Genomic DNA, 14,723 nt, shown 5'->3' with positions numbered 1-14,723 from the left:
TGTAAGATAGATTAAGTAAAAAAACCAATATTGTAAAAACGATCATTTTTATTAACTAAATCTGTTTTTTCGATTTTTGAAGATATAAAAAACCGGGCAGTTTAGCCCGGTTTTTTAAAATTCGATGAACGAATTAGATATCAGAAAGGTCGATACCCAAACGTGCAGCAACTTCTTCATAAGCTTCAACAACACCGCCTAAACCTTGACGGAAACGATCTTTGTCGAGTTTCTTCTTGGTGTCTTTGTCCCATAAACGGCAACCGTCTGGAGAGAATTCATCACCCAGCACAATACGGTCGTGGAACACACCGAATTCAAGTTTGAAGTCTACAAGTAACATGTTACCTGCATCGAACAGACCTTTAAGCACTTCGTTCACTTTGTAAGTGAGTTCTTTCATTTGAACCAGTTGCTCAGCAGTTGCCCAACCTAAAGCAATCGCTTGAGATTCGTTCACCATTGGGTCGCCAAGCGCATCATCTTTGAAGAACAATTCGAAAGTAGGTGGAACAAGTTCTTTCCCTTCTTCTACACCTAAGCGACGGCATAAAGAACCCGCTGCATAGTTACGCACTACACATTCAACCGGAATCATTTTTAATTTTTTCACTAAAACTTCAGTCGGAGAAAGAAGTTTTTCAAAGTGAGTTTCAATGCCGGCAGCAGCCAATTTTTCCATGATGAAGGCGTTAAAACGGTTGTTCACCTTGCCTTTACGATCCAGCTGTTCGATTTTTTCGCCGTTAAATGCAGAAGCATCGTCACGGAAAACCAGGATAAGGTGATCTGCACTGTCTGTTTCATAAACAGATTTGGCTTTACCAGTATAGAGCAAGGTTTGTTTCAACATGGGGGAACCTTTTTCAAAAAAAAATGCCTAGTACGACTAGGCTGGCCAATTTTGGTAAATCTGGGTTAACAGTTCTGCAGCTTTTTCTTTGTCTGCAAAGCTGTTATCGGCATTGAATACAGCTAGGTTGTTACTTGTGCCTACAGAGCTTAGTCTTAATACATAAATCTGCTGATCAATCTTAATGGTTACTTCGTAACGATTTTTGCTTTGACCAACAATGCTATGGTTGAGGCTGCTGAGGGTGGCAAGTGTGTACTGCCAAATTGTAGCAGAATTTCCGTCTATTTTGAGCAGTGGATTTTGGTTTCCATCACGAACCAGCTGTGGACGACCGATATTTGTGCTGTCCTGTTGAGTATCAGCTGCAGTATTCTCCTGAGCCTTGTCAGGACGGGGCAGAGCAAAGCGGTTACCACGCTTGTTTTCAAGCTGTGGTGCATGCTCAATCGCCAGCGGGTCAATTGTTGGGGCAGGATACAACGGCGTTGCCGGGCGAACCATTGAACCTTCAGGATATTTCAGAGGCTCAAGGGTTGTTGTATTTTTATAGTCCAGTGAACCATTGCTGATTCCCATTGAACTACAACCCGCTAAACTGAATGCTGAAAGTGCAAGGGTTAAACCGAAACGTAATTGCATAGTGTTGTGCTCTTTATTTAATGACACCCGCAGCGCTGAGTGCTTCACGCAATGGGGTACGATATTGTTCTGCAAGAGGAGTTAATGGTAAGCGAATACCGGTACCAATTAAGCCCATTTCATGGAGTGCCCATTTCACAGGAATTGGGTTAGATTCACAAAATAAAATATTGTGTAAATTTGCAACTTTATTATTTAAAGCTTCAGCACCTTCTGCATCACCTGCAAGTGCAGCAGCACAGATCAGGCTCATTTCCTTCGGCGCGACATTGGCAGTGACAGAAATATTGCCTTTGGCACCCACACCCATGAGCTGGTATGCTGTAGCATCATCGCCAGAATAAACCGTCATGTCTTTGCCGGCTAATCCTTCAATAAGTTCTTTACCACGAGCAACGTCGCCAGTCGCATCTTTAATGCCGACAATTTGCGGAATGTCAGCCAGACGGATCACGGTCTCATTCAGCATGTCCACGCCGGTACGGCCCGGGACGTTATACAGAATTTGCGGCAAATCAACGGCTTCAGCAATCGCTTTGTAGTGCTGATATAAACCTTCCTGGGTAGGCTTGTTGTAATAAGGCGTAACCAGTAATGCGGCATCTGCACCGAGCTCTTTTGCTTCTCTGGTGAGCTCAATGGCTTCATGGGTCGAGTTTGCACCGGTGCCGGCAATAATCGGAATGCGTTTGTTGGCTACACGGATGATTTCTTTAATCACCCGGGTATGTTCGGCCATGCTTAGAGTTGATGCTTCGCCTGTGGTCCCTACAGCCACAATACTGTTGGTGCCTTGTTCTATATGCCACTCAACCAGCTTTTCTAGACCCTTCCAATCTACGCTGCCATCTTCAAACATCGGGGTGACGATTGCGACAATTGAACCTTGAATGATCTGTGCTTGCTGAGTCATTTTAAAAAATTATCCTATTTGGCCATCCGCTCAGGTAGAAAAACATCAATTTGGATGGTTACGTATTTTGATTTATAGCAAATTCAATGCAATTGAATAATGCTTATGCAAATTATGAACGAACAAGTGGTGAAGAACAATATGCTTTAGTCAAACCATCTAAAAACTTTATGAAAAGCAAGTGAAAAATCTAACAATTAAAAAGCCAGATAATTTTTTAAATGGATATGTCCTGAAATGCTTATCCGCTTTAATCGCTCAAGATCACTTTTTTGGACTGTAAAAATTGCGACTTATATTTCAAAAAACTATACTGAGCCCAATCAACTCGCCAATTCCGGGTAAAAACCTCAGAATTTAAGATTTATTAAAGATCAGTATAGACTTTAAAGCTATATAAAATAGGCATTTAATCTATCAAAATAATTATTCAAAACTACCAGAATAATTAATAAAAACTATTAATCTATTTTAACTCTTTTCGCATAAGATGATTTTCAGAATTGAAATGATAAGGGGCATGTTGATTTTTTGTGTGTGGATTAAACTTGATTAAGTGCTTTTGCGACTATGTGTGTTGGTATCGAAAAGTTTTAAATTTCCCGTATTTTTGTCAATAAACTGTAGATTCTTCCACTTATTGGTAGTTATTTGAATGTCCAGACTCATGGATGATGGCCTTCTTTTTAGTAACGCTGATTGAACAAGGATAATCCAATGGAAAAATCAGATAATAAGCATGCCATCGTCACGGTAGCGATCTGTTTTCTGATTGCTGTGATTGAAGGTCTGGATATTCAGGCAGCCGGCATCGCCGCTGCAGGTATTCGTGAACATTTTGGTCTCGACAGCTCTCAGTTGGGTGTGTTTTTTAGTGCAGGGATTCTGGGGTTATTACCAGGTGCACTGATCGGTGGCCGACTCGCTGACCGGATTGGTCGTAAAAAAGTGTTGATCTGGTCGACAGCAACATTTGCCGTATTTACTTTATGTACGGTTTGGGTGAACAGCTTTAACACGTTGCTGGCCGTGCGTTTCCTGGCGGGTGCCGGTCTGGGTGGTGCGATGCCAATTCTGATCACGCTGGCATCAGAAGCCGTGTCTCCAAAAAACCGTGGTCGTGCCGTGGGCCTGATGTACTGTGGTATGCCGGTCGGTGCAGCAATTTTGTCTTTAATTGCCGCCACTGAATTCGGTGCGAACTGGAAGAATGTGTTCTACTTGGGCGGTTTATTGCCGATTTTCGTGATTCCACTGATGATGGTATTCCTGCCTGAATCGAAAGAATACCTGAAAGCACAGAACAAAACCGCTGCTGAACTTGCTGCTGCACCGCAAGGTTCATTCAAGGATCTGTTTAACTCCGATAACCTGTTACGCACAATCTGTATCTGGGTGAGCTACTTCTTCACGCTGATGGTGGTTTACATCATGCTGAGCTGGTTGCCATCATTGTTTATGGAATTGGGCTTTACCCGTAAAGACGGTTCAACTGCACAGTTCTACTTCATGGTGACTGCGACCATCGGTACGATTATTCTGGGTATGTTGACTGACCGCTGGAAAAAAGCCTACGTGATTCTGTTGATGTACGGCGGTATTTTGGCAGGCCTATTGGCATTAAACGGTGCAAACTCGCTGAACCAGATGTATATGGCTGCAGCATTGGCGGGTGCCTTCGTAATCGGCTGTCAGGGTGTACTGTACGCTTTCGGTAGTATCGTGTATCCAACCGAAGTACGTGGTACCGGTGTAGGTGTTGCTTCTGCAGTAGGCCGTATTGGCGCAATGCTGGGTCCTGTCATTGCAGGTCAGTTACTGACTGCAGGCTTCGGTGCAGCAGGCGTTATTACCGCAGCGATTCCATGTATCATTATCTCGGCAGTATGTATGCTGATTCTGGTCAACCGCACCAAAGTGTAAAGATAAAAACATTTCAAAAAGCCTGCATTTGCAGGCTTTTTTGTTTTCATGCCCGCTCTGGATAAGGCAGCAAGAATGGCTCCCTGTTTCACTACTCGCTTTGAACAAGCCAAGTCAGCTGATGATTTTTATCCGAACCGGCAGTCATGCTATTTTTAGCCCCAAGGCTAAAAATCTGCTCCGCTTTTAGGCTATGCTTGCTCGCAAACTCAGATTGCAAGGGATGAAAATAATGCAGAATGCGGCTTTGATTGTTGTAGATGTACAAAATGGTTTTACCCCCGGTGGCAACTTGGCTGTGGCCAATGCGGATCAGATTATTCCGAACATTAACCAATTGGGGCAGCATTTTGACAATATTGTCATTACCCAGGACTGGCATCCACAGAATCATGTGTCATTTGCTGAAAATCATCCAGCAAAGCAACCGTTTGAAACGATTGAACTGGATTATGGCACTCAGGTGCTGTGGCCTACACATTGCGTACAAGGTACTGCTGATGCAGAACTCCATCCTGACCTCCATTTACCGAAGGCACAACTGGTTATCCGCAAGGGCGCGCATGCCCATATCGACAGCTATTCAGCCTTTTTGGAAGCAGATCAAAAAACCACAACCGGTTTGGCCGGCTATTTAAAAGAACGCGGCATTGATAGCGTTTTTATTGTCGGCATTGCCACTGATTTTTGTGTGGCCTGGACGGCAATAGATGCCAGCAGACTGGGATTAAAAACCTATGTAATTTCCGATGCCACCAAGGGCATTGATTTACACGGTTCATTGCAACATGCCTGGCAAGACATGCTGGCAGCCGGAGTAAAGCGTATTCTGGTTAAAGATATTATTCAGCCACAGGCAGCATCGACAGTTTAATCCGGGAAAATATCCGTTTTTGCTGCTGAATATGGTAAAAGCTCCTGCATCGGTTAGATACCGGAATAAATATCGGGGGATTAATCTTCATGCCTTATTTCTTGCGCTTTACGCAATTTATTCAGAAAACCTTTGCCCTATGGGTCGTACTATTTGCCGGTATTGCTTTAATTTTCCCGGAAGCCTTTGTCTGGCTGAAAGCCTATATCGCCTGGATGCTGGGAATCATCATGTTCGGTATATGGGCATGACCATGACAGTCGATGATTTTAAAGGGGTGCTGCACAGTCCTAAAGCCGTAGTGATCGGGGTAGCTGCCCAATTTATTGTCATGCCGGGACTGGCCTATGGCTTATGTCAACTGTTTCAGTTGCCCCCTGAAATTGCCATAGGCGTGATTCTGGTGGGCTGTTGCCCGGGCGGGACAGCCTCCAATGTGATTACCTATATGGCCAAAGGGAATACGGCTTTGTCTGTGGCCTGTACTTCAGTTTCCACTCTTTTGGCGCCTGTATTGACCCCGGCAATTTTTTATCTTCTGGCCAGCCAGTGGATTGAGATAAATGCCCTGTCGATGCTGGGTTCGATTCTTCAGGTGGTGTTGTTTCCAATCATTCTGGGTTTAATTGTTCGGGCTGTCCTGAAGTCAAAAGTGGACTCTTATATTCAGGTGATGCCCTTAATTTCAGTGGTGGCGATTGTGGCCATTGTGGCGGCAATTATTGCAGGCAGTAAGACCCAAATTTTGCAATCCGGCTTATTGATTCTGGGGGTAGTGGCCTTGCACAATGGTTTAGGTTATTTGCTGGGTTTTTGGGCAAGCCGCCTGTTTAAACTGCCTTATGCAGACTGTAAAGCCGTTGCGGTAGAAGTCGGCATGCAAAACTCGGGTCTGGGCGTGGCCTTGGCTGCGGTACATTTTGCAGCCTCACCGATTACGGCGGTACCAAGTGCCATCTTTAGTTTATGGCATAACATTTCGGGTCCTGCATTAGCCAGTTATTGGGCAAGCAGGACAGATAAAATAGAAGAATGATCAGGAGATTTCTGCAGGGCACAGTGGTACTTCAGCATAGAATCAGAAATAAAAGCCGAGTCCATGAACTCGGCTTTTTTTATTGAGTTATTTTTTAAGATGCTTTGGATTGCTTGGCTTTTAAAATTTCAGTTCTAAAGGTTTGTGCCAATTCGGCCACTTCGCTATCCATACCGTTCATCATAAAGGCATGACGGGTCAGCACATTGGTGGGATTCGGCAGGCTGACCAGCTGGTAACGGTCTGAAATGGCTTTCAGTAATTCATTCGGCAAATGAATGGCACTTTCTTTGGCTGCCAATTGTTGTACCAAACGTTCTGCCGCCTGGACAGGGCTGAGGTGCATAGCCTCAACATGGCTGGAAATGGCACTGCGGGTTTGCAACACGAAACGCTTTTCTTCTCGATAACGTTTGTACAGCACATCCGACAAGAGCTGGAATACGGTACTGATCATCACCAGACATTGCACCGCATTGGGCGTTTCTACCGACATGCTGATGGTGGCGCCATGTTCATCAAATTTATGGATGGTGGCGATATCCGAACTGTTTAACTTGTAGTGCTGGACACAGAGTTCAGCGGCTTTGTTCAGAAAAATCTGGCATAAATTGAAATAGGGAACAGAAACGGTTTTATTGACCGAATCCATCAGCTGTTTTGGATCATAAAACTGGATATTCAGGGCAATACAATTGTCATCCAGAATGACCGGTTTCGATTCTTTGACTTTAGCTTTGGTCTGGGCATTGTTCTGTGCCTGGGCAATCGCAACAGCGGCATTGTGCTGTTCCTGTTCCAAAGCCTGGGTCAGGGTTTGAATTTCATGTTTGAGGCGCGATTCATTGTTAATACGCGCCAGATATTCGGTACGGCTTGGACGGGCAATGGCACGATAGGCCAGCCATAACAAGCCATGAATCAGCAGCGATAGTAAAATCGCCAGCCATTGGGTACGTAAAATTTCCCCAATGCTGGGTTGAATGAGGGTAATTTCAATGCTGCCAACTTTCTTTTCATTTTGAAGGGCTTCACGAACAAACACTTCGCCTTGGCGTGTCTTGGTTAAGCCACCTGTTGCCAGTACCTGATTATTCGCATCCAAAATACGGATAGAGGCCACACTCGGGTTGGTGGCATAACGGTCGGCCAGTAAAGCCAATGACACCGTATTGGCCGGTTCCAGCTCGGACAGGCTGTCCGTGACCAGTTGTGAGGTCATCAGCTGTCCCTGACTGGCGCGGTTAGCATTCAGCTGATGCGTTGTCGCAAGGACCAGTAAAAAGGTGTGTAAAGCAAAACTTACAATCAGTAGGCTAGCAAATAGCCCTTGTCTAGGCGCATTCAACGTAAACTTCCAAGGCATTTATGTTCAAATTCGATTATGATTCTAACAATAGTTGTAGCTCAGATCCGAGTCAATTCATGCGAGAAATCATTCTTATATCATTTTTGGGACCCGACCAGCCTAATCAATTTACACGATTAATGCAGGTATTGTCCGTACATTCTTTACAAATTTTGGACGTTGGACAAGCCGTCATCCATAACCAACTGACTTTAGGTATTGTTGTTTCGTCAGATGACCAAACTGCTACAGCATTAGCCATGAAGGAGATCCTGATTCTAGCACATGATATTGGCTTAACAGTGCGCTTTAAGCCAATCACTGCATCAGAATATGATCAATGGGTGAGTGAAGGGGGGCAGACCCGGTATATCGTGACTGCTCTGGCACCTGAATTGACCGCTTCACATTTGCAGGCGGTGACCCAGATTGTCTCCAGTCAGGGCTTTAATATTGAAACTGTGACCCGTTTGTCGGGCCGTCCGGAACTCAATGGTGCAGTTGAAGGGCCAAAACGCTCTTGCGTGCAATTTGGCCTCAAAGGACAAATGCTGGATGCGACTGCCATGCGTGCAGCCTGCTTGCGTTTATCGGCTGAACTGAGTGTCGATGTCGCGGTTCAGGAAGATAATGCGTACCGCCGTAACCGCCGTCTGGTCTGTTTCGACATGGACTCTACCTTAATTGAACAGGAAGTCATTGATGAGCTGGCCATTGAAGCCGGTGTCGGTGAGCAAGTGGCTGACATCACTGAACGTGCCATGCAAGGCGAACTGGACTTCCAGCAAAGCTTCCGTGCCCGCGTGGCCTTGCTCAAAGGCATGGATGCATCTGTTTTACCTAAAATTGCCGAGCGTCTCACCGTGACCGAAGGGGCAGAGCGCCTGATTTCGACCTTGAAAGCGTTGGGGTATAGAACGGCAATTCTTTCCGGTGGTTTCCAGTATTTTGCCGAATATCTGCAAGAAAAACTGGGGATTGATGAAGTACATGCCAATATTCTGGATGTCAAAGATGGTGTGGTCACTGGTGAAGTCAAAGGTCATATTGTGGATGGCGCTCGCAAAGCCTTGTTGCTGCGTGAATTGGCGGACAAGATGGATATTTCACTGGAACAGGCCATTGCCGTCGGTGATGGGGCCAATGACTTGCCAATGCTGTCGATTGCCGGTTTAGGGGTGGCTTTCCGTGCCAAGCCTCTAGTACGCCAGAATGCCAATCAGGCGATTTCAAGTGTGGGCCTGGATGGGGTGTTATATCTTTTAGGTGTACATGACAAAGACCTGAGCCGTGCTTAAGGAGTAGGTCTAACTGTAGATGTTCATTGACAAAACGCGACATTGATGTCGCGTTTTTTTGTGATAAAAAGAGTCAAATTACGATGAGCGGTTGACTTAAATGGCTGATAAAAACCACAATCTATCCATTCGTAAAAAATATTTTTTTAATGCTTTTACTACGTTGTTTTTTTGTAATGACACGGCAAGTCTGAGCCCATCTCACTTCCAGAAAAAGTTAAAAATAAAAAAATGTAATGACAAAATAATATTGCGACAAGGTGTGTCGCTTGCTGAAAATACAAGACTTTTTTTCTTAAAAAAACTCCGCATAATGCTTGCATAAAGATTGATATCAATATTTTTCATCATTTATTCACGGTATCGGGGATTTGATTTAGACCCATATAAAAGTGTCAAAATCCTATTAGGACGGAGGTTTTTATGGTTACAGCGAATTTAGCAACCATCATAGGCTTAAGCTTGATTGCCGCTGCTTTGATAGCTGTTTTCTTCTCGCCTTATCGTCGTTTGTTAAGCTTTATGTTTGCAGGTATGCTGTTTTGGGGATTGATTGAAGCCATTCGCCTCAGTACTCAAGTGGTGTTTGATTTACCTATGGGATACAGTTATCTGACTGCCTTAATGTCAGTCATGGCAATTTTAACCCTGCTGTTAATCCGCGAAGATCGTCGTGCAGAACGCGCTTTAGCCAAACGTCGCTATATTGAACATACCCCAGTCTATGACGATGAGCAGCAACATTATTCAAGCCGTTAATTCGAAAGACTTATAAATCAAAGAATTCAAAAGATGTGCTCCGGCACATCTTTTTTTATTGATTATTGTTATACAAAGCCTTACTTCAAAAAACCCAAGTTATGGTAGGATAACTCGTCAATTTTCCAACAATTACAATAGGCTTAAATGTCATGAAACTATCTTCGATTCCTGTCGTAAAATTACCGCTGGTCGATGTAAGCACGGATCCGCTTGATTTGTTAGTTGCGGGCTTAGCCTTGCGTATGAAGCAATTGGCGCGTACCAGTCCAAAATTTATTGAGCTGGTTCATGAACGTCAATTCCGTATTCAAATTGGTACCGACTTGGGTGTTGCACGTCAAATTATTGTAAACAATGGGCAAATTGACACAGTAGCAGGCGATGCAGAAAAAGCGGACTTCATTTTGCAGTTTGCAGACAGTGAACAGGGCGTAAAAACTTTAATGAAAGGTGATCCAAGTGCTTTCATGACTGGCATGCAAAATGGCACCATTAAGATGGAAGGCGATTTTGGCCTTTTGGTCTGGTTTAATAAAGTTGCCAAACTCATTCCGCCAAAATTACCTAAACCGGTCCAAGAAAAAGTGAAACTGGTACGTTCATTTATTCGTGAAAAAACCGGTAAGTAATTTAAAAAATGCTCTTAACTGAGTCATGTTGGTCAGTTAAGTAAGATGATTAGATAAATCATTATAAAATCTCCCCCCAACCCCTCTTTAAAAAGAGGGGAGCTGTCAAAAAACTAAGATAATTTTAGTAGAAATAGCTCCCTCCTTTGAAAAAGGAGGGTTGGGGAGGATTCAAAAAGCCCTCAAAAGAGGGCTTTTTTTATAGCTGAAGCCTTATGCTGTTTATTCAACTTCCAGATTAAACGTGACAGGCCCATCATTGACCAGATGCACTTTCATGTCGGCGGCAAAAATGCCCGTTTGCACATTTTCAAATTGGGATTGTGCATATTCTACTAATTGTTCATAAAGCGCTTTGGCTTCACTCGGTGGCATGGCTGGACCAAAGTCCGGACGTAAACCTTTTTGCGTTTGTGCCATTAGGGTAAATTGCGAAACCAGTAATAATCCACCGCCGGACTGAGCCACATTCCAGCCCATTTTGCCCTGTTCATCATCAAAAAAACGGTATTTCAATATCTTATCAATCAGCTTTTTACCTTTGTCCAGATTGTCTTCTTTGCCTAGGCCCAGAAAAACCAGAATGCCTTTTTCAATCTGCCCGGTGGTTTCACCATCCACCACAACTTTTGCTTCCAGAACCCGTTGCAATAATGCACGCATAACTTAACCAATTTAAATCTTCAATTTATCCGCAGCATTGTAGCAAACAGGCAGAAATTTAAGCTTTAAAATACACATAATATCTCCACTGGATTATCAGGTTTGGTTAAAGATATTTTGCGCTATCTTTGCATGAATAAATTCAAGCAGATTTTCACGAAACTGGATATGAGTAAGTAAATGTGAGAGTCGTGACCCAAGGCATCTTAGAGGAAATGAAATACGGCTCTATTACTGAATAACAGTGAGGTTTAGCCCTTATGCTATGGGCTTGACGGGTACAGCTGTACGCAAAACTAGCAATATCAAGATAAAAAGTGTGTTTTAATGCAGTCAGCACAGCGAAATTTCATTAGATATGGCTCCAATCATTCAATCTTTGCTTGATACCGACTTGTACAAATTCACCATGCTACAGGTGGTACTGCATAAATTTCCTCAAACGCACAGTGTTTATCATTTCCGTTGCCGTAATTTAGAGGATACCGTTTATCCGCTGACGGATATTCTGGACGATTTGAACCAGCAACTCGACTCTTTATGCCAGCTTAAGTTTAAAGAAGATGAGCTGCTCTATCTTCGCAGTTTACGTTTTATCAAAAGTGATTTCGTGGATTATCTGGAACTGTTCCAGCTGAAACGCCGTTTTATTAAAGCCAGCATTGATGAGCAAGGCCGTCTGGACATCTGGATTGAAGGTCCGATGGTTCAGGCCATGATGTTTGAGATTTTTGTTCTGGCCATTGTCAATGAACTGTATTTCATGCGTATTCGCAGTGATGACGTTCTGGCAGAAGGTGAACGCCGTTTGCAAGCTAAAGTCGAACTGTTAAAGCATTATGAAAAAGAACTGAAACCTCATGATCCACCTTTTTTGGTGTCGGATTTCGGTACGCGTCGTCGTTATAGCTTTGCATGGCAAAAACATGTGATTGAAGTATTTAACCATGCTTCACCGAATATTTTCCGGGGTACCAGCAATGTGTTGATTGCCAAGGAATTGGGTATTACGCCGATTGGAACGATGGCGCATGAGTTTTTACAGGCCTTTCAGGCTCTGGATGTGCGTTTACGCGATTTTCAGAAAGCGGCACTGGAAACCTGGGTGCAGGAATATCGTGGCGATTTAGGGATTGCTCTGACGGATGTGGTGGGGATGGATGCATTCCTGCGTGACTTTGATTTGTACTTTGCCAAACTGTTTGACGGTCTGCGGCATGACAGTGGCGATCCCTATGAATGGGGTGACAAAGCCTATGCCCACTATAAGAAATTAAAAATTGACAGCAAAACCAAGATGCTGACCTTTAGTGATGGTCTGAATCTGGAAAAGGCCTGGGACTTGCATCAATACTTTAAAGACCGTTTTCAGGTCAGCTTTGGGATTGGCACCAATTTAACCAATGACTTGGGACAAGCGCCTCTCAATATTGTGTTAAAACTGGTGGAATGCAATGGTCAATCGGTGGCAAAAATTTCCGACAGCCCAGGAAAAACCATGACCGATAACGATACCTTTCTGGCCTATTTACGTCAGGTATTTAATCTTACCGAAACGGAATAATCATGATGGCTATAGCTGATTTTCTGCTAAATGAATGTAAAAAATCAGCATAATAGTGAAAATGACTTATGCTAAGATCGGCAATGTTGATCTAAATAAAACATGAAAAAGTATGACTGTATCTGCACTTAATTTTGGTCTGCTGATAGAAGCAGAAGAGCTGGTTCCATTTTTAGGCAATGAAAAATTACGCATTGTCGATTTAAGCCGTCGTTCTGTTTATGATCAATTGCATATTCCGCATGCCATTCATGTGCAGCCGAAACAGCTGGTACACCAAGAAGAGCAAGCATCAGGTTTATTGCCCGATGTAGAGGGTTTAAAAGCCCTGATCGAATACCTGAACATTTCGCCTGAACATCATGTGGTGGCTTATGATGATGAAGGGGGTGCCTGGGCAGGGCGCCTGATCTGGAACCTGCATTGTCTGGGTTTTGAAAATACCAGCCTGTTGAATGGAGGCATTCATGCCTGGCTGGCCGCCGGTTTGCCTACTTCTTCAGACGTGGAAAAATTAGTTCCCGTAGGGTCTCTAGTGGACATTAACCAGAGCAATATTGAAAAGTACCGTATTGAATATGCAGAGCTGTTAGAAAAAGTCCAGAACCATGACATTCAATTGTGGGATTGCCGTACCGAAGATGAATATACCGGTCTTCGACTCGCAGCGCGACGCGGCGGTCACATTCCAGATGCGCGACATTTTGAATGGAGCACTGCCCTAAATCGTGAAAATCATTTAAAATTGCATCCCCTAGAACGCACTCAGCAGCGCTTGGAACAACTGGGTTTCAATTTAAATGAACCTGTGGTGGTGTATTGTCAGTCACATCACCGTTCGGGTCTGGCCTATATTCTGGGTCGATTACTCGGTTGGAAGATACAGGCTTATGATGGTGCGTGGAGTGAATGGGGCAACCGCCTCGACAGTCCGATTATTACCGGAGAGTTACCGTCTTGAGTTTCACATCACGTTTAAAAAAACAATTATTTATTCAAGCTCAACGTGTTGTGCCCCAACACCAGTTATCACGTGTCGTGGGTAAACTCGCAGCGAGCGAAAACCCAATCATCAAAAATACCGTGATTCAGGCTTTCAAAGCCCAGTATGGGATTGATATGTCGATTGCTGAACAAAGCAATGCATTGAAATTCAAATCATTTAACGAATTTTTTACCCGCTCTTTAAAAGAGGGTGTGCGTCAAATCGATACGGATCCGCACAGTATTGTGTCGCCTGCAGATGGTGCCATTTCACAATTGGGTAAAATCGAAGAAGGCGATATTTTTCAGGCCAAGGGACAAAGCTTTTCGGTGGAAAAACTGATTGCCGATCCGCAATTGGCTGAACCCTTCAAAAATGGTCATTTTGCGACAGTGTATTTATCACCTAAAGATTATCACCGTGTGCATATGCCTTTTGCCGGAACTTTGACTGAAACCTTATATGTGCCAGGGGAATTGTTCTCGGTTAATCAAACTACGGCAGAAAATATTCCAGGCCTGTTTGCGCGCAATGAACGTATGGTCTGTCTGTTTGATACTGAACTGGGGCGTATGGCGGTGGTTCTAGTCGGTGCCATGATTGTTGCAGGCATTGAAACCGTGGCAACGGGTAAGGTAAAACCGAGTGGACATCTGGAACTCAACCAGCACAACCTGTTTCTGGAAAAAGGCGCAGAGCTGGGCCGTTTCTATTTGGGTTCAACCGCTGTGGTGTTATTTGAAAAAGATAAAATGCAATGGAACCCGATGTTTAAAGCCAATTCCGTTGTAGTGATGGGCGAAGCTTTGGGGCATACGGTTTAATAATATTCCTTCTCCCTATGGGAGGAGGTTAGGTGGAGGGGCTTTTAAGTATTACCTCTCCCTAACCCTCTCCTTCTAGGCATAGGTATCTACACAATTCCCGAGCTTTGCATTAAATTGAAGAGCATGCTCTTCAATTTAACATCTCCGGTCTGGATCAGCGTCTGGTTAAACGCTATAACAGCCTTGTAAAGCTCAATATGAATCCTCTCGCTTCACTTGCTCCCGCAATCAAAGACCTGGCTTCTGCCCAAAGGTCGAGTTTCGCAACCACACAGGCCGTCTGGCGATTCCTGAATAATGACAAGATTTCTTTTAGCCAGTTAAACCAGCCGATTGAACAGCTTGCATGTGAGCAGATCAACTCGTCACAGCATCGCTATGCATTGATCGTTCATGACTGGTCTCA

Annotated in this window: 13 protein-coding genes and 2 pseudogenes; 10 read left to right on the top strand and 5 right to left on the bottom strand. The window is 44.0% G+C overall.

Features of this window, described 5'->3' with window-relative positions:
• Positions 1–133 precede the first annotated feature (133 nt).
• Genes purC through dapA form a run of 3 tightly spaced genes read right to left on the bottom strand, consistent with a single transcriptional unit; the run spans position 134 to position 2,408 of the window.
• On the bottom strand, positions 134–853 hold the full coding sequence (gene purC / locus H4I94_RS13765) for a phosphoribosylaminoimidazolesuccinocarboxamide synthase (protein ID WP_261183461.1): 720 nt from the start codon (positions 851–853) through the stop codon (positions 134–136).
• A gap of 36 nt (positions 854–889) precedes the next feature.
• A complete protein-coding gene (locus H4I94_RS13760) occupies positions 890–1,495 on the bottom strand; it encodes a lipoprotein-34 precursor (NlpB) (protein WP_092820624.1) in 606 nt (201 codons plus the stop codon).
• Between the two features lie 13 nt (positions 1,496–1,508).
• Positions 1,509–2,408, bottom strand: coding sequence for a 4-hydroxy-tetrahydrodipicolinate synthase (gene dapA / locus H4I94_RS13755; protein WP_261183460.1), 900 nt, complete (start codon positions 2,406–2,408; stop codon positions 1,509–1,511).
• Between the two features lie 717 nt (positions 2,409–3,125).
• Between dapA and mhpT the strand changes: the two genes are divergently transcribed.
• The 3 genes and pseudogenes from mhpT to H4I94_RS13740 all read left to right on the top strand — a co-directional run bounded on the left by mhpT (position 3,126) and on the right by H4I94_RS13740 (position 6,241).
• Complete coding sequence (gene mhpT, locus H4I94_RS13750; RefSeq protein ID WP_261183459.1) at positions 3,126–4,331, top strand: 3-(3-hydroxy-phenyl)propionate transporter MhpT; 1,206 nt, start codon at positions 3,126–3,128, stop codon at positions 4,329–4,331.
• Between the two features lie 229 nt (positions 4,332–4,560).
• Positions 4,561–5,205 (top strand): bifunctional nicotinamidase/pyrazinamidase, encoded by a 645-nt coding sequence (gene pncA, locus H4I94_RS13745; RefSeq protein WP_261183485.1) that lies wholly within the window; start codon positions 4,561–4,563, stop codon positions 5,203–5,205.
• Between the two features lie 89 nt (positions 5,206–5,294).
• A pseudogene (locus H4I94_RS13740) lies at positions 5,295–6,241 on the top strand (bile acid:sodium symporter family protein).
• A 94-nt stretch (positions 6,242–6,335) separates the two neighbouring features.
• On the opposite strand, the gene H4I94_RS13735 reads toward H4I94_RS13740, so the two are convergent.
• A complete protein-coding gene (locus H4I94_RS13735; protein ID WP_261183484.1) occupies positions 6,336–7,589 on the bottom strand; it encodes a hypothetical protein in 1,254 nt (417 codons plus the stop codon).
• 77 nt (positions 7,590–7,666) lie between these two features.
• Between H4I94_RS13735 and serB the strand changes: the two genes are divergently transcribed.
• From serB to H4I94_RS13720, 3 genes are all read left to right on the top strand, one after another.
• Positions 7,667–8,887 carry a phosphoserine phosphatase SerB gene (serB, locus tag H4I94_RS13730; protein WP_261183458.1) on the top strand — a complete coding sequence of 407 codons (1,221 nt, stop codon included), beginning with the start codon at positions 7,667–7,669 and terminating at the stop codon, positions 8,885–8,887.
• A 423-nt stretch (positions 8,888–9,310) separates the two neighbouring features.
• A complete protein-coding gene (gene aciT / locus H4I94_RS13725) occupies positions 9,311–9,646 on the top strand; it encodes a ciprofloxacin tolerance protein AciT (RefSeq protein WP_092820635.1) in 336 nt (111 codons plus the stop codon).
• 152 nt (positions 9,647–9,798) lie between these two features.
• Positions 9,799–10,278 (top strand): SCP2 sterol-binding domain-containing protein, encoded by a 480-nt coding sequence (locus tag H4I94_RS13720; RefSeq protein ID WP_131274221.1) that lies wholly within the window; start codon positions 9,799–9,801, stop codon positions 10,276–10,278.
• A gap of 222 nt (positions 10,279–10,500) precedes the next feature.
• On the opposite strand, the gene dtd is transcribed toward H4I94_RS13720, so the two are convergent.
• Positions 10,501–10,941, bottom strand: a complete 441-nt coding sequence (dtd, locus tag H4I94_RS13715; RefSeq protein ID WP_131274220.1) for a D-aminoacyl-tRNA deacylase — start codon at positions 10,939–10,941, stop codon at positions 10,501–10,503.
• Positions 10,942–11,299: 358 nt separating this feature from the next.
• Between dtd and pncB the strand changes: the two genes are divergently transcribed.
• From pncB to H4I94_RS13695, 4 genes and pseudogenes are all read left to right on the top strand, one after another.
• Entirely contained in the window at positions 11,300–12,505 is a 1,206-nt protein-coding gene (gene pncB / locus H4I94_RS13710) for a nicotinate phosphoribosyltransferase (RefSeq protein WP_261183457.1), read from the top strand.
• Between the two features lie 112 nt (positions 12,506–12,617).
• The gene (locus H4I94_RS13705; RefSeq protein ID WP_092820643.1) at positions 12,618–13,466 is read left to right on the top strand and encodes a sulfurtransferase; all 849 of its coding nucleotides are present in this window, start codon (positions 12,618–12,620) and stop codon (positions 13,464–13,466) included.
• Positions 13,463–14,314: an archaetidylserine decarboxylase gene (asd, locus tag H4I94_RS13700; protein ID WP_261183456.1), complete on the top strand. Its 852-nt coding sequence runs from the start codon at positions 13,463–13,465 to the stop codon at positions 14,312–14,314. Before H4I94_RS13705 ends, asd begins: the two co-directional genes overlap by 4 nt.
• Positions 14,315–14,514: 200 nt before the next feature.
• Positions 14,515–14,723 (top strand): annotated as a pseudogene (locus H4I94_RS13695) (transposase); the annotation flags it as partial.

Source organism: Acinetobacter sp. T_3_1, from assembly GCF_025377055.1.
Lineage (GTDB): Bacteria > Pseudomonadota > Gammaproteobacteria > Pseudomonadales > Moraxellaceae > Acinetobacter > Acinetobacter kookii.
The sequence above is the reverse complement of the archived record's forward strand: the minus strand, read 5'-3'. Positions and strand labels throughout refer to the sequence as shown.